The organism is Kiloniellales bacterium, from assembly GCA_030064845.1.
In the GTDB taxonomy this organism is placed as follows: domain Bacteria; phylum Pseudomonadota; class Alphaproteobacteria; order Kiloniellales; family JAKSDN01; genus JASJEC01.
Window position 1 is genome coordinate 1 of record JASJEC010000053.1, and the last position, 21,734, is coordinate 21,734.

Below are 21,734 nucleotides of genomic sequence, written 5' to 3' on the forward strand. Positions count from 1 at the left end.
CCCGGAGCGTCAGGCTTGGCGCCTCGATTTCGAGGATGCCGTCTTCCTGCTCGATCTCGACCCCTTCGTCCTCGAACTCGAACTCGATCGTCTGGCCGTCGACGGCCGGAAGCTCGACGCCGTTGCCCACGTCCAGGACCGCCGCCAAGGCGGGGGCGGCATCGCAGGTGTCGGCGGCGGCGAACTCGATCCGGAACAAGCCCTCGTCGCTGTCGCCGTCGTCGTCCCCCTCGCCCAAGGGCGTGAGCGCGGCGACGACGCCGGGCGCCAAGCTGTCCTCCACGGCGACGGCGACCACGTCCGGACCGCTATCTACCGTGCCGTCGTTGACCACGAGGGTGGCCGTGTAGTCCCCCAGCCGGTCCGCGTTGAAGCTCGGCTTGGCAGCCGTCGGATCGTCGAGCGCCGCGGCGCTGACCGGCGGAACCTCGGTGAGCGACCAGGCATAGATCAAGGCGTCGCCGTCCGGATCTGAAGAGCCCGAGCCGTTGAGCTCGACCGGGGTCCCGGCGGGACCGGCGCACTCGAGATGCTGGTCGGGGCCCGCATCCGCAACGGGAGGCGCGTTCACGTTCGACAGTAGAATGACGAAACCACCCGACGTCAGACCAGCAGATGAGACCGTCTGGCTGTTGTCGCTCAGACTGGAAGGTCTGCCGTCCTCGTTGCCGGAACCAGTGCGAAAGGAAATGAACCTTATTGGCGCACTGCTGCCGGGTGAAGTTTCTATCACATCGCCTTCCCGGGCGATCAGGCCGAGCGCGCCCGCAGCGGCTGGGCCCCAGACGCCGCGATCGTTAGCGCTGTTGACGCCCTGCCCCCTCAAATCGCCTATGAAGGCCACCTGCCCCGCGGCATTTAGCACGGGGGAGAAGAGGCGGGAGAACTCAACATCCGGAGGTGTCCCCGGCGCCGGATCACCCACACGTGCGAGCAGGCCGAGCGCGCCCGTGGCGGTTGAGCCCCAGAGACCGCGAACATTAGAGGCGTTGACGTCCGCGCCCCTCGAGTCACCCAAGAATGCTACCTGCCCCGCCGCATTGAGCACAGGGTTGAACACACCGGAGAAGGTGGTGCCCGGCGGCGTCCCCGGCGCCGGATCCCCGCTCCGCGCAAGCAGGCCGAGTGCGCCCGTGGCGTCCGGACCCCAAATGCCGTTACTGTTCGAGAAATCGATGTCCGGCCCCGTCAACGACCCTTGAAACGCCAGCTGTCCCAACGCATTGAGCGCAATGGTGCTGCTAAAGCTTCCGAACACGACATCCGGCAGCGTTCCTGGCGCCTCATCGCCCGCACGTACGAGCAGGTCCAGCGCGCCCATGGTGTCCGAGCCCCAAATGCCGAACCTGTTGGACCCGTGGACGCCCGACCCGGTCAAGATGCCTACAAACGCCACCTGCCCCGCCGCGTTGAGCACGGGGTCGCCGAAGGCAGAGAACACGGCACCCGGCGCCGTCCCCGGCGCACGAGCGTCCTCAAGCGCGAGCAAGCCGAGCGCACCAGAGGCGTCTGGCCCCCAGATGCCAAAGTCGCGTCTCAGACCCCCGAAAGGGCCCTGGCCGCGGGGCAGAGAACCCCTAAACGCCACCTGCCCTGCCTCATTGAGCAAGAGGCTGCTAAAGGTGGAGAACACGTCATTCGTCCCCGGCGCCCGGTCGCCCGCGCGCGCGAGCAGGCCGAGCGCACCCGAGGCGTCCGGGCCCCAAATGCCGAACCTGTTGGACCCGTGAACGCCCGAGCCGGTCAACAAGCCTAGAAACGCCACCTGCCCCGCCGCGTTGATCAAGGGGGTACTGAAACTGGAAAAAACGGTGCCAGGCGGCGTCCCTGGCGCCTGATTGCCCGAGCGCGCCAGCAGGTCGAGTGCGCCAATGGCGCCCGGGCCCCAGATGCCCAACCTGTTGGAGCTGAAGACACCGGGCCCGTCCACCACACCAAAAAACGCAACCTGCCCCGACGCGTTGGTCACGGGAGTGCCGAAACTGGAGAACACGACACCCGGCGCCGTGCCCGGTGCCGGATCGCCCGTCGCGACGAGGACCTCCAGATCGGCCTGCGCGCGGGCTGTGCCGCCCGTAAGCGCTAAAGCGAACAGGCCTGCCAAGACCGGGAGAAGGCGCAATGAGAGCGTGAACATGGCTGCTTCCCCCTAAACTTCTTTTCGGGCCGCTGGTTTCTCATCCCCCCGGATGAATTCGCGCCCGTCATGACGAAAAACTTTGACTATGAGTGAAACGGTAACGCGATATGGTATCCACTTCAAGGGTAGGGTTTTTCACGTCACTATTTATACGTGTAATACGCATACCGATGTGGACTTTTAGTTCTTATTTGGCGTGGTTTCGGCCACCAGTCGACCGCACCGGTTGCTTACAGCCTCATAGCGCTACAACTATTGCGTGCGGTACGGCGCTGGTGAGAATGCCTGTCGCGTCTAGTCGCCGAAGCGGAGGGTCACCGCCAGGCGGTGCTCCGCCGAGAGGATCGCGCGCACTTGATGGTCCCGGTAGAACCAGGATCCCGGCTTCGTGAGACTATCGGAGATCTGATCGAATTCCCGCTTCGGAAGAAACTGCAGACACCACCACGATGAGGTATCGAGGTGGTCTATGTAGGGCGCTTCGGTCGGGGTCGGCTCCCACGACAAGTTCCATTGCTCGACCCCGCCATCGAACCAGCCTCTGCCGATCAGCGCCCGAGGGCCCTGAGCGCGCAGCAGGTCGGCGCTCGCCTCCGAGAACTCAACCGCCGCATAGGTGCATGCGAAATGGTCGTCTGAAAAGTCGTGCCACTTCTTGGAGGCCACGACCCGCACAATCTCGACCTTGTCCTGGAAGAAGTTGCGGGCAAAGCGGGCGTTGTCGATCCATTTCCAGCCGGAGAAGATCACCACCAGTACCAGGGGGAAAACCACCAACGCGTAAAAGACAAACTTCATGGACCTCACCAGAGCCACCACTATCCGAGTAGTTCGAGCGCTTGTTCCTCGCGGCTGCTCTCCGGCATTTTGAGAAACAATTTCGAAGCCTGAATTACGCGCAGAAAGTCATCGTCATGCTGCCCCTCGGCGCCGACAGGCCACTCTCCTCAAGCTAGAGCGCTGCGGATTCCCCGGGGTCGGCCTGCCTGCCGACCTCTTCGGCGCAGGCAACGACGGGCGACCAGAACCTGTCGACCACGAATTGGTCCATCTCGCCTTCCGGGATCTTCTGCCATACGACGAAACCGCCCTTCTTGTCGGTCTGGGTGATCGTCATGGCATAGTGGGAAACGCCCCGGTTGGTGTGAGCCTTGACGCTGTCGTAGATCGAGATTTCCGGCTTATAGAGATCACGGTTCCACTTGCCGCCAAGGCGGGCTTCCACGCATAGCGCCATTTCTTCGAACGAGCCGGTGTAGTTCACCGTACGGACCGGCTCGGTGCGGCGGATGTCTTTCAGATTGATCGTGCAGGCGCCGACGATGAACAGCAGCGCCATGATTGCCGTGGTGCGCAGGCTTCGCATTCTTTCCGTCACCCTCTCATCACCGACTGCAGACACCAACCGCTCAACCTTTCGGGCCGGCAACCTGGTAACCGTAGACCTCGCCGATCTTCTGCTTGCGGCGCAGCTCGATGCGGCGGGTGAGCGCAGCCTGGTCCAGCCTGGGCGCGAAGGCGCCGGTCAGGAGCGCGTCGTCGGGCAGCACCTCGAGCGGCTCGAAGGCGTGGATCACCAGCGGGTCCGTAGGCTGGTTGCGCACCGTGTTGTAGGAGACGTGGAGCAGCGTACGGCTGGTCTCGCTGGTGTTGCCGCCCGAGGCGTGCAGCGTGTTGCCGTGGAAGAAGACCACGTCGCCCGGCTCCATGACGCAGGCGACAGTCTCCAGCGCTTCCAGCGCCCGGGCGACCACCGCGGGGTCGGCGCCGTGGGACGGCCCGATGGGCACGTGGTCGATCCGGCCGAGCCTGTGCGAGCCGCGCAGCAGCTGGACGCAGCCGTTCTCCGGCGTGGTCCGGTCGACCGCCACCATGGCGGTCAGCATCTCGGGCCTGAGGCAGCCCTCCCGGTACCAGGAGCCGAAGTCCTGGTGCCAGTCCCAGCGCCCGGCGCTGCCCGGCCGCTTCATGCTGAGCTTGGAATGCCAGTGATAGACCGGCTGGCCGCCCAGGAGGTCCTCGGCGGCCTCGACCAGGCGGGCGATGCGCACGAAGGCCCCCAGCACGTCCTCGCTGGCGCCCGACCAGCCGAAGATCTCCGCCGGCGCGCCGGAGGAATCGATGATCCCGACGCTGTGTTCGCCGACCGAGGAGTCGTGGCGCAGCAGGTCCTGGACCAAGGCGACTTCGTCGGACGCGAACAGCCCGGGCAACAGGAGGAAACCGTCGTCCTGGAAAGCCGCAACTTGCTCGGCGGCAAGCCGCTTCAAGGGCTTATCCGGCTCTGGCGGCGGCAGCGCACGAATGCTGGTCATGTCCCCTCCGGCGTGGCTGATCGCCAGAGGCTACAGGAAAACGGCCGGTCCAGGGAAGGACCGGCCGCGATACAGGGGTCGGGTAACGACGAAGGCTCAGGCCGCCTGCCTGCCCGCCTTGAACTTCTTGTAGGCGACCGGCAGCAGCGAGAGGGCGGCCAGGCCGATCAGGGCGGCCCAGACCTGGGGCGTCAGGATGCCCGCGAAGGAGAAGGACTCGTTGGCGTCGAACACGCTGCCGAGGCCGGCGCCCACCGTGGCGAAAACGAAGGCCCCGGGGATGATGCCGATGAAGGTGGCGACGACATAGGTCCGGAGGTTCACCCCGAGGAAGGCCGGCACCAGGTTGACGATGAAGAAGGGAAACAGTGGCACCAGGCGCAGCACCAGCATGTAGCTGAAGGCGTTCTCCTGGAAGCCCGCCTCCATCTTGGCCAGGAAGGGACCGGCCTTGGCGCGCAGCACGTCGCCGAACGCGGTCTTGGCGGCGAGGAAGATGCCGGCCGCCCCGATCGTGGCGCCGACCACGATCCAGAATGAGCCCAGCAGGCTGCCGAAGAGAAAGCCCCCGGTCACGCTGAGCAGAGCGCCCAGCGGCAGGGAGAGCGCGGTCGAGACGGCGTAGGCGACGACGAAGACAGCGACCGCCGCGACGATCTGGCGATCCACGAAGTCGGCCAGGAAGGCGCGGTGCTCGCGCAGGGCCTCGAAGGTGACGTAATCCTGGAGTCCGAAGCCGAAGAACGCGGCGGTGCCGGCGACCAGGACGCCGAGCGGCGCCAAGCGCTTGACCAGGCCGTTGGATCTCTGAGGTGGCATGGCGAGCGCCTCGCCGTTCTGAGCTTGCGACATCTCTTCCGTCTCCTCTTTCCTGTGCCCGGTCACGGCAGCATCTGCAGCCAGCCAACCACGCGGCGGGTGCGCTCGCTGAATAGCGAGGGCGTGTAGTAGCTGCCGGCGACCCGCTTGTTGACCTCGCCCAGAGTGGGATAGGGGGCGATGATGTTGGCCATGGCGCCGATCTTGAGCTTCTGGGTGATCGCGAGCACCCAGGGCTGCAGCAGCTCGCCGGCGTGGGGACCGGCGATGGTCGCGCCCAGGATGCGACCCTTCGGGCCAACCACGACCTTGACCAGACCCTCGGTCTCCTGCTCGGCCTGGGCGCGGTCGTTCTCCTCGAACGACCAGGTCAGCACCTTGATGCCGTCGCCGTGGCTCTTGCGCGCCTCGGCCTCGGTCAGCCCGACGTGCGCGATCTCGGGATCGGTGTAGGTGACCCAGGGCACCACCGCCTTGTCGGCCTTGGCCGGCAGGGAGAAGAGCGCGTTGCGGATCACGATGCCCGCGTGGTAGCCGGCCACGTGGGTGAACTGCAGGCCGCCGGCCACGTCGCCTATGGCGAAGACTTTCTTGTTGGTCGTGCGCAGGCGCGCGTCGACCGTGATGCCCTTGGGCGTGTATTCGATGCCCGCGGCCTCGAGGCCGAGCCCATCGACGTTGGCACGTCGCCCGGCGGCGACCAGCAGGTGGGATCCGGAGACGGTCTTCTGCTCGCCGTCCTTCTCGATGGTGACCGCGATCCCGTTGCCTTTCTTGGCGACGCCGGTGATCGAGATGCCTTCCAGCATGGCGATCCGCTCGGCGGCCATGCGCTTGCGGACCACCTCGGCGGCGTCGGGGTCGTCCCGGCCAAGGATGCGGAACATCTCGAGGATGGTGACCTCGGAGCCGAGGCGCCGGTGCGCCTGGGCGAGCTCGGCGCCGATCGGTCCGCCGCCTATGACGATCAGGTGCTCGGGCCGCTCGCGCAGCTCGAAGACCGTCTCGTTGGTCATGTAGGGCACGCCGTCGAGGCCGGGGATCGGCGGCACGGCGGCCGAGGAGCCGGTCGCGACCACGAAGCGGCGGGCGCGGATGCGCTTGCCGCCGGCCTCGACCTCGTTGCGGCCGACGAACCTGGCGGTCTCCTTGATCACCTGGACTCCCAGACCCTCGAAGCGCTCGACCGAGTCGTGCGGGGCGATGGCGCCGATGACATTGTGAACGTGATCGTTGACCTTGGCGAAGTCGACGCTCGGCTCGTGGCCGTTCACGCCGAAGCGGCCGCTGTTGCGGATCGACTCGGCCGCATGGCCGGCGGCGATCAGGGACTTGGAGGGGACGCAGCCGGTGTTGAGGCAGTCGCCGCCCATCTTGCCCTTTTCGATGAGCACGGTCTTCGCGCCCATCTGAGAAGCGCCGGCGGCTACCGAAAGCCCGCCGGAGCCGGCGCCGATCACGCAGATGTCGCACTTGATGACGTCGGTCATCGGTCTAGCTCCTCTCCTCTCGCTTGTCGGGATGTCCCGGTCCGGGACCCGCGCCGGTTCCCGCCTCCTCGGGCGGGAGATCTCTCTGGCGGGCCGCCGGTCCGGAAAGGGGATCAGCTCTTCACGACGATCTTGTAGTCGGGCGTCGGATTGAGCGGGCAGGAATAGAGGTACTCGCCCTCTTTAAGCTCGATCACGTAGTCCTTGGTCACGCCCTGGGAGAGGCCGCCGCCGGAGACGCTCGGCAGGGTTGCCCGGCCGACCAGGCTGGCGCCGCGGACCCAGAAGCCCAGGTCGTAGGGCACGTTCTTGTTGGTGACGCGGAAGATGTACTTGCCGGGCTTCAGCTCGAACGTCTTGGCCTTGGCCACGCGCTCGTCAAGGGTCTTCTCGTTGATCGCCTGGCAGTCCGCCTTGCGGCTGGTCTGGAAGCCGTGGTCGACGCCGTTCTCCGACTCGACGAACTGGCAGGCGGTCTGGGTCAGCTCGATCACCGTCGGCTCTGCGGCGGCGCCGGCCGACGCGAAAGCCAGCGTCATCGCGCCAGCGGCCAGTACGGACTTGATCGTGGTCCTTTGTTTGGAAGCAGTCATGATAATCCTCTCCTAGCCCCTCGGGCGTATGGGTCTGAATAACGTTCCGTTGGCTATCAGGTAGGACCACCCCGGCCTTAATGGAAATATCGGATGGCTCCCGTTTCAATAGCCATGCGGTATCGATATAGATCAGTTAGGCCTTACTTTGGCCGATTGACTGGTAAAATCACGGGAACGTGATAGTTTTTGTGTAAAGATTCATTAAAGATAGCCCTGAGGAGCCGGTCATGGAGATGCACCAGGTCCGTTACTTCCTGGCGGTCTGCAAGACCCTGAACTTCACCCGCGCGGCTGAGCGCTGCAACGTCGCCCAGCCGTCCCTGACCCGGGCGATCCAGAAGCTCGAGGACGAGCTCGGCGGCCCCCTGTTCCGGCGCGAACGGAACCGCACCCACCTGACCGATCTCGGCCGCCTGATGCTGCCGCACCTGCGCGCGGTGCGCGACGCCTCGCTCGCGGCCAGCGCCGAGGCGGAGGAATTCCACGCCCTGGAGCGCGCGCCGCTGCGCCTCGGCATGATGTGCACCATCGCCCCGAACCGCCTGGTCCCCTTCTTCAGCCGCCTGCACCGAGAGATCCCCTCGCTGGAACTGCAGCTGCACGAGGCGCCGGGGCACCGCCTGGTCCGGGACCTGCTGTCCGGCGAGCTGGACGTCGCGATCGTCGGCCTGCCGAGCTACGAGGAACGGATCGACGCCCTGCCGCTGTTCGAAGAGCGCTATGTGATCGCCTTCCCGGCTAACCACCGGTTCAACGACATGCCCGCGGTGCCGCTTCGCGAACTGGACAACGAGGCCTACCTGAAGCGGCTGAACTGCGAGTTCATGGACTTCCTCGCCCATCTGGACCTGACCGAGCCGCCGCGCATCGACCTGCGGTACAGCAGCGAGCGCGAAGACTGGGTGCAGGCCCTGGTGCTGGCCGGGCTGGGCTGCTCGATCATGCCCGAGCACCTGCCGCAGCTGCCGGGTCTCTCGACCCGCGTCCTGGTCGAACCCGAGGTCAAGCGGCAGATCAGCCTCTTGACGGTCGCGGGGCGCCGCTTCTCGCCCGCCGTCTCGGCCTTTCTGCGCCTCAGCCGCCATATGGAGTGGCACGGCTGAGACCGGCGCCGCTTTAACGCGGCGGAAAGGGCCCCGCGCGCTATAGTGGCCTCCCAGCAATGCGCGACAGGGAGAGACTCATGCAGCGCGTTTCGGCCGTCGCGGCCGCGATCGTCCTGGCCTCGTGCCTTCTGCTCTTGAACCCGGGAGAGACCGGCGCGCAAGATGGGTGCACCGGGCCCAGCCTGGACGAGATCACCGAGTGCTTCCGGACCTGCTCCAACCTCTTTTCCGACCCGGAAGCACAGGCTTCCTGCGTCTCGGCCTGCGGCCGCATCAACGGCGCCGGCTGACCGCGCTCTCCGGCGAAGAGCCCCGGAGGTTCACGGGGCGGGCGCCTTTTGGGGGAGAAGAGCATGGGCAGACCGCAGGTCGATTGGCACGGCTCCTTCGCCGTGATCGTGACGCCCTTCGCCGAGAACGGCGACCTGGACGAGACCGCCTACCGCCGGGTCGTCGACCTGGTGCTCGAGGCCGGCTGCCACGGCCTGATCACGGCCGGCAGCACCGGCGAGTTCTTCCTGATGAGCGCCGAGGAACGCAAGCGCGTCTTCGAGATCGCGGCCGATCAGGTGGCCGGGCGCGTGCCGGTCCTGGCCGGGTCGGCGGCGACCCGGACCGAAGAGGTGGTGGATTTCGCCCGTCATGCACAGAAAGTCGGCTGCGACGGCCTGCTGCTGCTGCCGCCGGTCTACGCCTCGCCGGGCGAGCGGGAGCTGGAGGAATTCTATCGCCGGGTGGCGGGGGAAAGCGGCCTGCCGGTGATGCTCTACAACAGCCCACGCTACGTGAACGTCACCCTGGAAGCCCGCTTCGTCGCCCACCTGATGAACCGGATCGACGGCATCGTGGCGATCAAGGACACCTCCTTCGACATCTACCCGGTGTCCGACCTGATCCGGACCTGCGGGCCCGAGCTCAAGGTCTTCGTCGGCCTCGAGGACCTGCTGCTGCCCGGGGTCGCCCTGGGCGCGGCCGGGGCCGTGGCCATGCTGCCCCAGGTGGTCGGGACCATGGCGGTCGAGCTCTACGAAGCGGCGCGCGCCGGCGATTACGCGCGCGCGCGCCCGCTGCACAACAGGATGGCGCGGGCCTACGACATCCTCTCGGCGGCCGGCAATTCCTACGTGGCGATCAAGGAGGCCATGAACCTGCTGGGCAAGCCCGGCGGGCACACCCGGCCGCCCATGATGGATTTCGACGAGGGCCAGCGCGAGATCCTGCGCGCGATCCTACGCGACATCGGCCTGCTGGACGCCCAAGACCGGCCGGTGGCGGCGCAGTAGATCTTTCTTCAACTCGGATCCGGGCTGGGACGGGGCACCGTGCGCTCTGGCCTCCGGAGCACGGCCTCGCGCCGGAGGATGTAGAGGCCGCTGGCGATCACGATGGCCGAGCCGACCCAGGTCCAGAAGTCCGGCAGGTCACCCCAGATCAGGAAGCCGAGCAGGACGCTCCAGATCAGCGCGCTGTACTTGAAGGGCGCGACCAGGCCGAGCTCGGCCAGGCGCACCGCCTCGATCAGCAGGAAGTGGGCGCCGCCGATCAAGAGACCGGAGAGCGCCATGAGGGCGACGTCCCGCGCGGTCGGCATCAGCCAGCCGAAGGGCCAGGTAGCGAGGCCCGCCAGGGTCACGGCCAGGGTAGTGACCGCGAGGATGGCGGTCGACGACTCCTCGGCCGAAATGCGCCGGGTCACCACGTCCCGCAGCGCGCCGAAGACGGCGGCGCCGAGCGGCAGGAGGGCGACCCAGCCGAGGCCCTCGCCGGCCGGCCGGATGATCACCAAGACGCCGAGGAAGCCGACGATGACCGCCAGCCAGCGGCGCCAGCCAACCTTCTCGCCGAGGAAGACCATGGCGAGCAGGGTCATGAAGAGCGGGCCGGCGAAGGCGATCGCGTAGGCGTCGGCCAGCGGCAGGTACCTGAGCCCGGTGATGAACATAAAGGCCGAGGCCACGACCAGCAGGGCGCGGAAGATCGTGCCGACCGGTCTGACCAGGCGCAGAGAGGCGACGCCGCCGTCGCGCCACGCGAGCAGCGTGATCGGCAGCGCGACGAAGAGGCCGCGCAGGAACATCAGCTCGCCGACCGGGTAGCCGGCGGTCAGCCACTTCAGGATCGCGTCGTTCATGGTCAGCAGCGCCGAGCCGAGCACCATGCAGACGATGCCGTTGCGCGACGCGGCGGCGGCGCGCGCGGCCTGCGGCCGGTCCGGGAGCGTGTCGGCGGCGCCGTCGAGAGTTTCCTCGCGGGCGCGGGCTATTCCTCGGCCTTGTAGCTGGTCAGGCTCCATCGTCCGGTCGCCGTGTCGTGCCGCAGAATGTAGCAGCGCCCCTCGGCATCGGCGACCTTGAAGTAGCGGTGGTCCGGCGCAAGCCAGCTGTCGCGCAGCTCGGCCACCTCGATGCTGCGCTGACCGAGCCGGAAGCGCCGCGGCGTCTCTTCGCCCCGGTGCCCAGCATAGCACTCGACCGTCAGTGTAAAGGGTTCTTCGTCGTGTTCAGCCATGGGATAAAGGAGGCACGGCGTCGTTCCGGACGCGGGTCCGGGCCGGCCGCCCGCCGGACAGACTACAACGAGAGACCCATTCCATGTCGAGGCACAGGACGGCCGCACTTCTCTCGGGCATCTGGCTCTTCGCTCTAGGCGCCTGCGCCCCGCCCCCACCGGAAGCCGCGGAACGCCCCGCGGACGAGAGCGCCTGCTACGTCGCGCCCGATTCGCTCAAGTGCAGGCACACCAGCGCCATGGCCGGCGGCGTGCCCATGCAGGTGAACGGCACCGACCGCTAGCAGGTTGACAAAAGAACCTGGAGCCCCTGATCACCCTCATCCTTCGACAAGCTCAGGATGAGGGTAAGTGTCTGAAACCATCGCCCTCACCCGCGCGTAGCGCGAGTGCTCCGCACTCTTGTCGAAGGGTGAGGGTCCAGACTGAGCACCTTTCGAGCAGCCGGCCAGGTTTTCGCCGGGCCCCGGCCGGGCAGCCTCAGCGCCGGCAGCCGCCGACGGAGTCCGGGCCGCAGATGTAGATGCCGTAGATCCAGGTCGCGCCGTAGAAGATCGTCCCGGTCTGGTCGGTATCGCGCAGGTTCACGCCGGTCAGGTCGACCTGCTCCAAGATGGCGCCCGAGAGGTTCGACCGCAGGAGGCTGATACCGCGCAGCCGCGCGCCGCGCAGGTCTGCCTCGCTGAGGTCGGCGCGCGCCACCGAGGCGCCGGTCAGGTCGGCGCCGCCGAGGTTCGCGCCGCTCAGGTCGGTTTCGACCAGGATGGCCCCGGCCAGCTCGGTGCCGCTGAGGTCCGCGCCGCTGAGGTTCGCCCCCGAGAGGTCCGCCGCGCTCAGGTCGAGGCCGGAGAGGTCGGCCCCGGACTTGTCGCAGCCGGACCAGTTCACGACCACGGATCCGCTGCCAAGAACCTCGCCCCAGGTGGTGTTTGGGTCGGTCGTGCAGTTCGGCGACTTGTAGGCCTCGAGGTTGGTCGGCGCGCAGGCCGCCGCGAGGCCGAGCAGCGCCAGCGCTGCGACCCCCCTGATTCCCTTAGACAATCTGCTCATGGATCCTCGACTCCCCGATCCCGCAGGTTCGAACCGGTCGCACCATAGCACAGATGAGGGTAAAGGAAGTCTCAGCTCTCGGCCTTGCGCGGCGGCAGGGCCAGCTTGATCGAGAGCTCCTTGAGGCGCCTCGGCTCGACCTCGGCGGGGGCCTGCATCATCAGGTCCTCGGCCCGCTGGTTCATCGGGAAGGCGACCACCTCGCGGATGTTCGGCTCCTCGGCCAGCAGCATGACGATCCGGTCGATGCCCGGCGCCGAGCCGCCGTGGGGCGGCGCGCCGTAGCGGAGCGCCGTGAACAGGCCGGCGAAGCGGCTCTCGACCTCCTCGGGCGCGTAGCCGGCGATGCCGAAGGCCTTGATCATGACCTCGGGCAGGTGGTTCCGGATGGCCCCGGAAGAGAGCTCCACCCCGTTGCAGACGATGTCGTACTGATAGGCCTTGATCGCCAGCGGGTCCTGGTTCTCCAGAGCCTCGAGGCCGCCCTGGGGCATGGAGAAGGGGTTGTGGCTGAACTCGATCTCGCCGGTGTCCTCGTCCAGCTCGTACATCGGGAAGTCGACGATCCAGCAGAAGCGGAAAACGCCCGGCTCCAGGATATCCAGGTCCTGGCCCAGGCGGTCACGGACGGTCCCGGCGAAGCGCGCCGCCGCCTTCGGCTTGTCGCAGGCGAAGAAGACCGCATCGCCGTCCGAGAGGCCGGCGGCCTGCTTGATCGCCGCCGCGCGCTCCGGCTCCAGGTTGCGGGCGATCGGGCCCTTGGCCTCGCCGTCGGCGAAGATGATGTAGCCCAGGCCGGCCGCGCCCTCGCTCCGCGCCCAGTCGTTCAGCTTGTCGAAGAAGCTGCGCGGCCGCGCGGCCGCGCCCGGCGCCGGGATCGCCCGCGCCACGGCGCCGCCCTCGATCGCCTTGGCGAAGATGCCGAAGCCGCCGCCCCGGAAGGCCTCGGTCACGTCGACGATCTCGATCGGGTTGCGCAGGTCCGGCTTGTCGGTGCCGTACTTCAGCATGGCCTCGTCGAAGGGGATACGCGGGAAGGGCGGCGCGGTTACTTCGCGGTCCTTGCCGAACTCCTCGAAGACGCCGTGCAGCACCGGCTCCAGGGCGGCGAAGACGTCCTCCTGGGTGACGAAGCTCATCTCGAAGTCGAGCTGGTAGAACTCGCCGGGCGAGCGGTCGGCGCGCGCGTCCTCGTCGCGGAAGCAGGGCGCGATCTGGAAGTAGCGGTCGAAGCCCGCGACCATCAGCAGCTGCTTGAACATCTGCGGCGCCTGCGGCAGGGCGTAGAACTTGCCCGGATGGATCCGGCTCGGCACGAGGTAGTCGCGCGCGCCCTCGGGGCTGCTGGCGGTCAGGATCGGCGTCTGGAACTCGGTGAAGCCCTGCTCGATCATGCGCCGGCGGATCGAGGAGATGATCTGCGAGCGCAGGACGATGCGCTCCTGCATCTTCTCGCGCCGGAGGTCGAGATAGCGATAGCGCAGGCGGGTCTCCTCGCCGGCGTCTTCCTCGGCGTTGACCTGGAGCGGCAGCAACTCCGCGGCGGAGACGAGCTCGAAGGTCTCGATCTTGAGTTCGACCTCGCCGGTCGGCAGCCGGGGGTTCACGGTCTCCGCGTCGCGCTTGACCACCGACCCGGTCACGGTGACCACGCTCTCGTTTTTCAGGGCCTCGAGGGCCTCCAGCAGGGGGCTGGAGACGTCGACCACGCACTGGGTCAGCCCGTAGTGGTCGCGCAGGTCGATGAACAGCAGCTGGCCGTGGTCGCGCTTGCGGTGCACCCAGCCGGACAGCCGGGCCTCGGCGCCCGCGTCGGACAGGCGCAGCTCTCCACAGGTGTGGGTGCGGTAGAGGTGCATGGAACGTTTCCCAGAGGTCGGAAATGAGCGATCGAAAGACCGCGCGCAAGAGGCACAGCGGCCCGGGTTTTGTCAAGGCCGGGGCCGGTCCGGGCCGGGCGGAGGAGCTGGAGGCCCCTGCCCTCTGCCGCGACGGCTCGAAGATGGCTTTCGCGCCGGGCGTCCAGCTTGTATACCGCAGGCCATGACCTTGATCTCCGAGTCATCGGCCCTGGCCGATTTCTGCGCGCGCCAAGCGGACTCCGAGTTCATCACCGTCGACACGGAATTCATCCGCGAGCGGACCTACTGGCCGCAGCTCTGCCTGGTGCAGGTCGGCGGCCCCGAGGAGCTCGCCGCGGTCGACGCCCTGGCGCCGGACCTGGATCTCGCACCGCTCAAGGCGCTGCTGCTCGATCCCTCGGTCCTGAAGGTCTTCCACTCGGCACGCCAGGACCTGGAGATTTTCTATCACCTCTGGGGCGCCCTGCCGGCGCCGATCTTCGATACCCAGGTGGCGGCCATGGTCTGCGGCTTCGGCGAGTCGGTCGCCTACGACACCCTCGCCCGCAAGCTGGTCGGGGCCAAGCTGGACAAGGCCTCGCGCTTCGCCGACTGGGCTCACCGGCCGCTGACCGCGCGCCAGCTGCGCTACGCCCTGTCCGACGTCGACCACCTGCGGCCGATCTACCGGCAGCTGGCGAAGCACCTGGCGAAGAACCGGCGCGGCGAGTGGCTGTCCGAGGAGATGGCGCTGCTGACCGATCCGGGCACCTACGATACGGACCCCTGGAACGCCTGGCGGCGGCTCAAGACCCGCTCGTCCAACCCCCGCTACCTCGCTGTCCTGCGGTCGCTCGCCGCGTGGCGGGAGACCGAGGCGCAGCGGCGCGACGTGCCTCGCGGCCGGGTCCTGCGCGACGAGCAGCTGTTCGATATCGCCGCCCACATCCCGGAGACGCCGGAGGCGCTGGCCCGCAGCCGCGGCCTGAACCGGGAAATGGCGACGGGGCGCTTCGGGCGGGCCATTTTGGCCGCGGTCCAAGAAGGCAAGGCGGTGCCCGACGAGGACTGCCCGCAGGCGCCGGAGCGCTTCGAGCCGCCCAAGGGCATCGGCCCGATGATCGACCTGCTGCGGGTGCTCCTGAAGATGCGCTGCGAGCAGGAGGACGTCGCCCAGCGGCTGGTCGCCAGCACCTCGGACCTGGAGCTGATCGCGGCCGGACCCTCGCCCGACGTGCCCGCCCTCAAGGGCTGGCGCTACGAGATCTTCGGCAAGGATGCGCTGGCCCTCAAGGAGGGCCGCCTGGCGCTGGGGATCGAGGGCCGCAAGGTGCGCGCCGTCCCGGTCGAGAGCGGCTGAGCCGCGCCTCTCAAGTCGTGCGGACCCGTTCGCCGTGGCGTGTGCAGTCGACGGCGGCCAGCGGAACGAAGTGGTGCGCCACGCTGTCCGGCTCGGGCAGGCTCGCCGGGTTCTCGCCCGGGAAAGCCTGGGCCCGGAGGCGGGTGCGCCGGATGCCCGGATCGATCAGGTTGACCTTGAGCGCCGTCTTCTCGACCTCGGCGGCGTAGCTCATCACCAGGGCTTCGAGCGCCGCCTTGGAGGCGGCGTAGGCGCTCCAGTAGGCGAAGGCCTTCTGGGTGACCCCCGAGGTCACGAAGATCGCACGGCCGGCGTCGGACTGGCGCAGCAGGGGATCCAGGGAGCGGATCAGGCGCCAGTTGGCGTTGACGTTGACCTCCATGGTCTCGGCCCAGGTCTGCGGCGCGAGATGGCCGGTCGGCGAGAGGGCGCCGAGCACGGCGGCGTTGCCGACCAGGACGTCGAGCCGCCCGAAGCGCTCGAAGAGCGCCGCGCCGAGCTGGTCGATCTTCTCGCCCTTGCGCAGATCGATCGGCACCAGGACCGCCGGGCGGCCGCCGGCCTTGCGGATCTCGTCGTCGACCTCCTCCAGGCCGCCGACCGTGCGCGCGGTCAGCACGACCTGCGCGCCCTCGTCGCCGAAGCGCCGCGCGACCGCGGCGCCGATGCCGCGCGAGGCGCCGGTGATCAGGGCGATCCGTCCGTCGAGGCGTCCGCCCGCCGCTTTGCCCTCGTCCGCTATATCCAGGTTCCTTCCCTGATCCTGAAGGCCACCTTGCGGGCGCCCAGCTCTCCGCCGGCGTAGAGGAAGAGACAGAGCACCATGCCGAAGGCGGCGTAGGACAGCGCCTCGGGCGTCATCAGCAGGGCCGGCTCGAAGACCCGGAGCGTCTCCTCTGCGATCGAGTGGTCGAAGTTGCGGGCGAAGGTCACAGGCCGCTGCCAGACACCGGCCAGGGCCAGACTCTCGTAGGCGTGCTGCAGGGCGCCGAAGCTCTCGAGCCGTTCCAGCTCGCGCCTGGCGGCGAGCCGGGCCGCCTCGGAGTCGGCGGTCTGGAGCTCGGCGATGTAGGCCTCCAGAGTGCGGCCGGCGCTGGTCGCGTCGTCGAGCGTGCGCTGCATGTCCCAGCGCGCCTGGTCGAGCCGGCCGCCCAGGCGCTGGAGGTACTGCTGGAAGAAGGCGGGAAACTGGGCGAAGCCCAGGGCGCCGATGATGGCAATCATGCCGTTGAGAATGCGACCGATCATAGGAGACCTCTTTCCCGGAGCCCGGAGCGTGCGGCTCCTAGGCGAGCTCCGCCAAAAGGGTTAGCTGGGCCTGCTGGCCCGTGACCTCCCTGTCGGTCAGCCGGGTCGGATAGTCCCCGGTGAAGCAGGCGTCGCAGTACTGCGGCGCGTTGTTGTTGCGTCCCGTCTCGCCCATGGCCCGGTAGAGCCCGTCGAGCGAGATGAAGGCGAGGCTGTCGACGCCGATGTGCCGGGCCATCTCGTCCAGATCCATCCGCGCGGCCAGAAGCTCGTCGCGCGCCGGCGTATCGATGCCGTAGAAGCAGGAGTGGGTGGTCGGCGGCGCGGCGATCCGCATATGGACCTCGACCGCTCCGGCCGCGCGCACCATTTCGACGATCTTTATCGAGGTGGTGCCGCGCACGATCGAGTCGTCAACCATGACGACGCGCTTGCCTTCGATCGACGTCCGGTTGGCGTTGTGCTTCAGCTTCACGCCCAGGTTCCGGATGGTCTGCGCCGGCTCGATGAAGGTGCGGCCGACGTAGTGGTTCCGGATGATGCCCAGCTCGAAGGGCACCGCCGCCGCCTCGGCGTAGCCGATTGCCGCGGGGAGCCCGGAGTCGGGGACGGGGATGACGACGTCCGCCGGCACCCCGCTCTCCTTCGCCAGCTCGGCGCCGATGCGCTTGCGCGTCTCGTAGACGCTGGCGCCCTCGACCAGGGAATCGGGCCGGGCGAAATAGATGTGCTCGAAGATGCAGAACCGGCAGGACGACGGCGGGAAGGGGCGCAGCGAGTGGACGCCGCTCTCGTCGAGCACCACCATCTCGCCGGGCTCGACGTCACGCAGGAACTCGGCGCCGATGATGTCGAGCGCGCAGGTCTCCGAGGTCACGATATAGGAGCCGCCGCGCCGCCCGAGCACGAGGGGGCGCACGCCCAGCGGGTCGCGCACGCCGATCACGCAGTTCGCCGTCATGGCGACCAGGGCGTAGGCGCCCTCGACCTGGCGCAGGGCTTCGATCACCCGGTCGACCGTGGTCGCGGCGCGCGAGGTGGCGACCAGGTGAACGATCACCTCGGTGTCCATGGTCGACTGGAACAGCGAGCCGCGCTCGACCAGCTCGCTCCGGCGCCTGACCGCGTTGGTCAGGTTGCCGTTATGGGCCAGGGCGAAGCCGCCGAACTGAAGGTCGGCGAACAGCGGCTGGACGTTGCGCAGCACCGTATCGCCCGCCGTCGAGTAGCGGACATGGCCCATGGCCGCGCCGCCCGCCAGGCGCGTGATCACGCGCTCGTCCGAGAAGATGTCGCCGACGTAGCCCAGGTCTCTGTGGGCGTGGAAGTGCTCGCCGTCCCAAGTGACGATCCCGGCCGCTTCCTGTCCCCTGTGCTGGAGCGCATGGAGGCCGAGGGCCGTGTGAGCCGCCGCGTCGGCGTCCTCCCCGAAGATCCCGAACAGGCCGCATTCCTCGCGCAGCTTGTCGTCGTCGAAGGGGTTGGTCCGAGGCAGCCCGGATGACTCCGCGTTACTCACTGCTGGGCCTCGATGAGCCGTTCCATTTCTTTGCGTTCGCGCTCGTTATACCCGCTGACACCTAAGGAACCATCACTTTTTGGCTCCGGCCGGACCAGGAGCTGGAAGCTCTGCTCGAAGTCCAGGGCCGAGTTGTCGAGATCGGGCTCGTCATCGGGCTGCAGCTCTTCCGGCACCAATGCATAGAGATAGCTGGCACCTTTCTCTACTACTGGTAGAATTCTCGCCTCGGTCACCCAGTCCGGGAAGTCCCGGCTCGGCACGGCCCAGACGACGAAGATCCACAGGATGCAGATCAGGAGGGCACCGCGCAGGATCCCGAATACGAGACCGAGCGAGCGGTCGAGAGTGCTGAGCGAGCTGCTCTGGACCCGCTTGGCGATCAAGCGGTTGAGCAGGGTCAGGATGATCAGGACGAAGAAGAAGATCGCCATGGCGGCGCCGAAGTCGGCCATGGCGCCCAGGCCTGTCAGGTCCCGGACGATCGGCGCCAGAGGCGTGAAGCCGTAGAGCGCGGCGGCGACGGCCCCGGCCCAGGCGGCGATCGCCAGCAGCTCGTGGACGAAACCGCGCAGGAAGGCGAACAGCGCCGAGACGGCCAGGACGACCAGGATCACGACATCCAAGACAGCCAATCAGCTCTCCTCCCGCAGCGGGGGCGCCGGTCGCCGGCCGGTTCGGCCCGCCGCGGCCTCAGGCATTTCCGGCCGCCGGGCCGGGCCAGCCGGCGGGCGCGTCCCGCGGCCCGGCCTCAAAGCGCGCCAGCAGGTCCCGCAGATGGCCGATCTCGATCCGCTCCAGTCCTTGCTTCGCCGCGCCCTCACCGCTCGACCGGCGCCGCGGCATCAGGGCTCTGGTGAAGCCGAGCTTCTCCGCTTCCTTCAGGCGGGCGTCGCTGCGCCCGACCGAGCGGACCTCGCCGGACAGGCCGACCTCGCCGAAGATGACGGTATCCTCGGGCACCGGCGCGTTCAGCGCGGCCGACACCAGCGCGGCGGCGACGGCGAGGTCGGCCGCCGGTTCGCTGATCCTGAGGCCGCCGGCCACGTTGAGATAGATGTCCCGGCCGGCCAGCACCAGCCCGCATCGGGCCTCGAGCACCGCAAGAACCATCGCGAGGCGCGCGGAGTCCCAGCCGACCACGGCGCGGCGCGGCGTCGCCAGGGGCGAGGGCGAGACCAGGGCCTGGATCTCCACCAGCAGGGGGCGCGTGCCTTCCAGGCCGGCGAAGACCGCGGCACCGGCCACCTGCCCGCGCCGTTCCGCCAGGAACAGGGCCGAGGGATTGGCCACCTCCATCAAACCTGCGTCGGTCATCTCGAACACGCCGATTTCGTCGGTCGGACCGAATCGATTCTTCACCGCGCGTAGGATACGGAACTGATGGCCCCGTTCTCCCTCGAAGTAAAGAACCGTATCGACCATGTGCTCCAAAACCTTGGGGCCGGCGATCGCGCCTTCCTTGGTGACGTGGCCGACGAGAAAGAGCGCGAAGCCGCGGCGTTTCGCCAACCTGATCAGTTCCTGGGCGCTGGCCCGCACCTGGGCCACGGTGCCGGGCGCCGAATCGAGGGTATCGACGAAGAGCGTCTGCACGGAGTCGATGACGGCGAGGCCCGGCGGCTCGCCCGTCTCCAGCGCGGCGGCGATGTCGCGCACCGAGGTCGCCGCGGCGAGCCGGACCGCCGCGTCCGCGAGGCCCAGGCGCCGGGCCCGCAGGCGGATCTGCTCGATCGACTCCTCGCCCGAGACGTAGATCGGTGGGCCCGCCGCCTCGCCTGCGCCGGCCGCGCCGAGGCTCAGGCTGGCCGCGGCCTGGAGCAGCAGCGTCGACTTGCCGATCCCGGGATCGCCGCCGATCAGGATGGCGGAGCCCTCGACGAAGCCGCCGCCGCAGACACGGTCGAGCTCGGCGAGCCCGGTCGAGTGGCGCGGCGCTTCCCGGCTCTCGCCCTTCAGGGCGACGAAATCGAGCGGCCGCGGGCGGCCCCGGCGTTGGCCCAGACCCCCGGGGGCGCCGACGCCGGTGCTCTCCTCGGTGATCGTATTCCACGCGCCGCAGGCTTCGCAGCGCCCGCTCCACTTGGCGTAGGAGGCGCCGCAAGACTGGCAGGCGTAGCGGGCGGTCCGATTAGCCATCACCTCCAAGCCGCTTGGCGTGCACGATTCCGTTCCCGGCGCGCCGCTTGGTCACACGGCGCGGACCTGCATCTCGATGGGTCCCTCGGCGAGCCCGTTGATGAACTGCTCCACGTAGGGATTGCCCGAGCGGTCGACCTCCCCGGTCGGCCCCTGCCAGATGATCTTGCCCTCGTAGAGCATGGCGATGCGGTCGGCGATCTTGCGGGCGCTGGCCATGTCGTGGGTGATCGAGAGCGCGGTTGCGCCCAGCTCGCGGACGCACTTGACGATCAGGTCGTTGATGACGTCGCCCATGATCGGGTCGAGGCCGGTGGTCGGCTCGTCGAAGAAGATGATCTCCGGCGAGGTCGCGATCGCCCGCGCCAGGCCCACCCGCTTGCGCATGCCGCCGGACAGCTCCGCCGGCCAGAGCTCGCCGACCTGGGGCCCGAGACCGACCGCGGCCAGCTTCTCGAGCGCGATTTCCTTGGCCTCGGGGCGGGCCATGGCCTGGCCCTGGATCAGGCCGAAGGCGACGTTCTCCCAGACCGGCATGGAATCGAACAGCGCCGCGTTCTGGAACAGCATGCCGAACTTCTTGCGCACCCGCTCCAGGTCGGAGCCCTGAAGGCCGACGACCTCCTCGCCGTCGACCTTGATGCTGCCCCGGTCGGGGTGGAGCAGGCCCAGGATGCACTTCAGCATGACCGACTTGCCGGTGCCCGAACCGCCGATCACGACCACGGACTCCCGCTGGCCGACATTGAGATCGAGGCCGTCCAGCACGATTTTGTCGTCGAAGGCCTTGGACAGGCCGCTGATGGCGATCTTGGGGACCGGCTGGGTCATCGCGCGAAGAAGATCTCGGTGATGAAATAGTTGAAGCAGAAGATCAGGATCGACGCGGAGACGACGGCGTTCGTGGTCGCGGTACCGACGCCCTGGGCGCCGCCCTTGGAATGGTAGCCGTGGTAGCAGCCCATCAGCGTGATGATGAAGCCGAAGACGCCGGCCTTGACCAGGCCCGAGACGACGTCGGTCACCTCGACGAATTCGATAGTGTTGCGGATATAGTTGCCGGGATTGAAGCCGAGCTTGAAAATCGACACGACGTAGCCGCCAAAAACGCCGATCGAGTCGGCCACCACGACCAGCAGCGGCAGCATGGCCGTGCCGGCGATCAGCCTCGGCGCGACCAGATACTTGAAGGGGTTGGTCGCCAGTGTGTCGAGCGCGTCTATCTGCTCGGTCACGCGCATCGTGCCGATCTCGGCCGCCATGGCCGCCGCGATCCGCCCGGTCACCATGAGCCCGGCCAGAACCGGTCCCAGCTCCCGGGTGATCGAGACCACCACGACCTGGGGAATGGCGCTCTCCGCGGAGAAGCGGGCGAAGCCGGTGTAGCTCTGCAGCGCCAGCACCATGCCGGTGAAGATCGCGGTCAGGCCGACCACCGGCAGGGAGTAGTAGCCGATCTCAACCATCTGGCGCCCGACGATCCGCAGGAAGAACGGCGGCCGGACGCAGTGGGAGACGCCCATGCCGGCGAACCAGACGAGGCGACCCGTGGCGGCCAGGAATCCGATGAAGGCCCGGCCAATGGGCTGGAGGATTGGCACGG

The 21,734-nt window shown here is 68.1% G+C and carries 23 protein-coding genes; 5 read left to right on the forward strand and 18 right to left on the reverse strand.

The genetic code is table 11. The features are described 5' to 3' along the window. From QNJ67_16700 to QNJ67_16730, 7 genes are all read right to left on the reverse strand, one after another. Positions 1–2,137 (reverse strand): PKD domain-containing protein (locus QNJ67_16700; GenBank protein ID MDJ0610616.1); only part of this gene is annotated, 2,137 nt, incomplete at its 3' end. A gap of 297 nt (positions 2,138–2,434) precedes the next feature. Further along, positions 2,435–2,938: a hypothetical protein gene (locus QNJ67_16705; protein MDJ0610617.1), complete on the reverse strand. Its 504-nt coding sequence runs from the start codon at positions 2,936–2,938 to the stop codon at positions 2,435–2,437. A 154-nt stretch (positions 2,939–3,092) separates the two neighbouring features. Next, on the reverse strand, positions 3,093–3,506 hold the full coding sequence (locus tag QNJ67_16710) for a hypothetical protein (protein ID MDJ0610618.1): 414 nt from the start codon (positions 3,504–3,506) through the stop codon (positions 3,093–3,095). Positions 3,507–3,549: 43 nt separating this feature from the next. Beyond that, positions 3,550–4,455 carry a phytanoyl-CoA dioxygenase family protein gene (locus QNJ67_16715; protein MDJ0610619.1) on the reverse strand — a complete coding sequence of 302 codons (906 nt, stop codon included), beginning with the start codon at positions 4,453–4,455 and terminating at the stop codon, positions 3,550–3,552. 96 nt (positions 4,456–4,551) lie between these two features. Beyond that, complete coding sequence (locus tag QNJ67_16720) at positions 4,552–5,307, reverse strand: VTT domain-containing protein (GenBank protein MDJ0610620.1); 756 nt, start codon at positions 5,305–5,307, stop codon at positions 4,552–4,554. 29 nt (positions 5,308–5,336) lie between these two features. Continuing rightward, a complete protein-coding gene (locus QNJ67_16725; GenBank protein MDJ0610621.1) occupies positions 5,337–6,764 on the reverse strand; it encodes a mercuric reductase in 1,428 nt (475 codons plus the stop codon). A 113-nt stretch (positions 6,765–6,877) separates the two neighbouring features. Next, positions 6,878–7,357 (reverse strand): hypothetical protein, encoded by a 480-nt coding sequence (locus tag QNJ67_16730; protein MDJ0610622.1) that lies wholly within the window; start codon positions 7,355–7,357, stop codon positions 6,878–6,880. 230 nt (positions 7,358–7,587) lie between these two features. Between QNJ67_16730 and QNJ67_16735 the strand changes: the two genes are divergently transcribed. From QNJ67_16735 to QNJ67_16745, 3 genes are all read left to right on the forward strand, one after another. Then, positions 7,588–8,463: a LysR family transcriptional regulator gene (locus tag QNJ67_16735; protein ID MDJ0610623.1), complete on the forward strand. Its 876-nt coding sequence runs from the start codon at positions 7,588–7,590 to the stop codon at positions 8,461–8,463. Between the two features lie 80 nt (positions 8,464–8,543). Continuing rightward, positions 8,544–8,756, forward strand: a complete 213-nt coding sequence (locus QNJ67_16740) for a hypothetical protein (GenBank protein MDJ0610624.1) — start codon at positions 8,544–8,546, stop codon at positions 8,754–8,756. Positions 8,757–8,819: 63 nt separating this feature from the next. Next, positions 8,820–9,749: a dihydrodipicolinate synthase family protein gene (locus QNJ67_16745; GenBank protein MDJ0610625.1), complete on the forward strand. Its 930-nt coding sequence runs from the start codon at positions 8,820–8,822 to the stop codon at positions 9,747–9,749. 8 nt (positions 9,750–9,757) lie between these two features. Here the strand turns inward: QNJ67_16745 and QNJ67_16750 are convergent, their stop codons facing one another. Together QNJ67_16750 and QNJ67_16755 are read right to left on the reverse strand one after the other, a co-directional pair. Further along, positions 9,758–10,759: a DMT family transporter gene (locus QNJ67_16750; protein ID MDJ0610626.1), complete on the reverse strand. Its 1,002-nt coding sequence runs from the start codon at positions 10,757–10,759 to the stop codon at positions 9,758–9,760. Continuing rightward, complete coding sequence (locus QNJ67_16755; protein ID MDJ0610627.1) at positions 10,726–10,974, reverse strand: hypothetical protein; 249 nt, start codon at positions 10,972–10,974, stop codon at positions 10,726–10,728. The genes QNJ67_16750 and QNJ67_16755 overlap by 34 nt, the downstream gene beginning before the upstream one ends. 83 nt (positions 10,975–11,057) lie before the next feature. Here QNJ67_16755 and QNJ67_16760 point away from each other — a divergent pair, with 83 nt between their 5' ends. Then, the gene (locus tag QNJ67_16760; protein ID MDJ0610628.1) at positions 11,058–11,258 is read left to right on the forward strand and encodes a hypothetical protein; all 201 of its coding nucleotides are present in this window, start codon (positions 11,058–11,060) and stop codon (positions 11,256–11,258) included. 196 nt (positions 11,259–11,454) lie between these two features. On the opposite strand, the gene QNJ67_16765 is transcribed toward QNJ67_16760, so the two are convergent. Then, positions 11,455–12,024: a pentapeptide repeat-containing protein gene (locus QNJ67_16765; GenBank protein MDJ0610629.1), complete on the reverse strand. Its 570-nt coding sequence runs from the start codon at positions 12,022–12,024 to the stop codon at positions 11,455–11,457. A gap of 71 nt (positions 12,025–12,095) precedes the next feature. Beyond that, positions 12,096–13,883 carry an aspartate--tRNA ligase gene (gene aspS, locus QNJ67_16770; GenBank protein ID MDJ0610630.1) on the reverse strand — a complete coding sequence of 596 codons (1,788 nt, stop codon included), beginning with the start codon at positions 13,881–13,883 and terminating at the stop codon, positions 12,096–12,098. Positions 13,884–14,067: 184 nt separating this feature from the next. On the opposite strand from aspS, the gene rnd reads away from it, so the two are divergent. Beyond that, positions 14,068–15,225 (forward strand): ribonuclease D, encoded by a 1,158-nt coding sequence (gene rnd, locus QNJ67_16775; protein ID MDJ0610631.1) that lies wholly within the window; start codon positions 14,068–14,070, stop codon positions 15,223–15,225. A gap of 10 nt (positions 15,226–15,235) precedes the next feature. Here rnd and QNJ67_16780 read toward each other — a convergent pair whose 3' ends face one another. Genes QNJ67_16780 through QNJ67_16810 form a run of 7 tightly spaced genes read right to left on the reverse strand, consistent with a single transcriptional unit; the run spans position 15,236 to position 21,732 of the window. Then, the gene (locus tag QNJ67_16780; GenBank protein ID MDJ0610632.1) at positions 15,236–15,967 is read right to left on the reverse strand and encodes an SDR family NAD(P)-dependent oxidoreductase; all 732 of its coding nucleotides are present in this window, start codon (positions 15,965–15,967) and stop codon (positions 15,236–15,238) included. Beyond that, on the reverse strand, positions 15,964–16,473 hold the full coding sequence (locus QNJ67_16785) for a DUF2937 family protein (GenBank protein MDJ0610633.1): 510 nt from the start codon (positions 16,471–16,473) through the stop codon (positions 15,964–15,966). Before QNJ67_16785 ends, QNJ67_16780 begins: the two co-directional genes overlap by 4 nt. A gap of 37 nt (positions 16,474–16,510) precedes the next feature. Continuing rightward, complete coding sequence (purF, locus tag QNJ67_16790) at positions 16,511–17,968, reverse strand: amidophosphoribosyltransferase (GenBank protein ID MDJ0610634.1); 1,458 nt, start codon at positions 17,966–17,968, stop codon at positions 16,511–16,513. A gap of 20 nt (positions 17,969–17,988) precedes the next feature. Next, positions 17,989–18,627, reverse strand: coding sequence for a CvpA family protein (locus QNJ67_16795; protein MDJ0610635.1), 639 nt, complete (start codon positions 18,625–18,627; stop codon positions 17,989–17,991). Positions 18,628–18,685: 58 nt separating this feature from the next. Continuing rightward, a complete protein-coding gene (gene radA / locus QNJ67_16800) occupies positions 18,686–20,131 on the reverse strand; it encodes a DNA repair protein RadA (protein ID MDJ0610636.1) in 1,446 nt (481 codons plus the stop codon). 51 nt (positions 20,132–20,182) lie between these two features. Next, a complete protein-coding gene (locus QNJ67_16805; protein MDJ0610637.1) occupies positions 20,183–20,962 on the reverse strand; it encodes an ATP-binding cassette domain-containing protein in 780 nt (259 codons plus the stop codon). Then, positions 20,959–21,732, reverse strand: a complete 774-nt coding sequence (locus QNJ67_16810; protein ID MDJ0610638.1) for an ABC transporter permease — start codon at positions 21,730–21,732, stop codon at positions 20,959–20,961. The genes QNJ67_16805 and QNJ67_16810 overlap by 4 nt, the downstream gene beginning before the upstream one ends. Positions 21,733–21,734 lie beyond the last annotated feature (2 nt).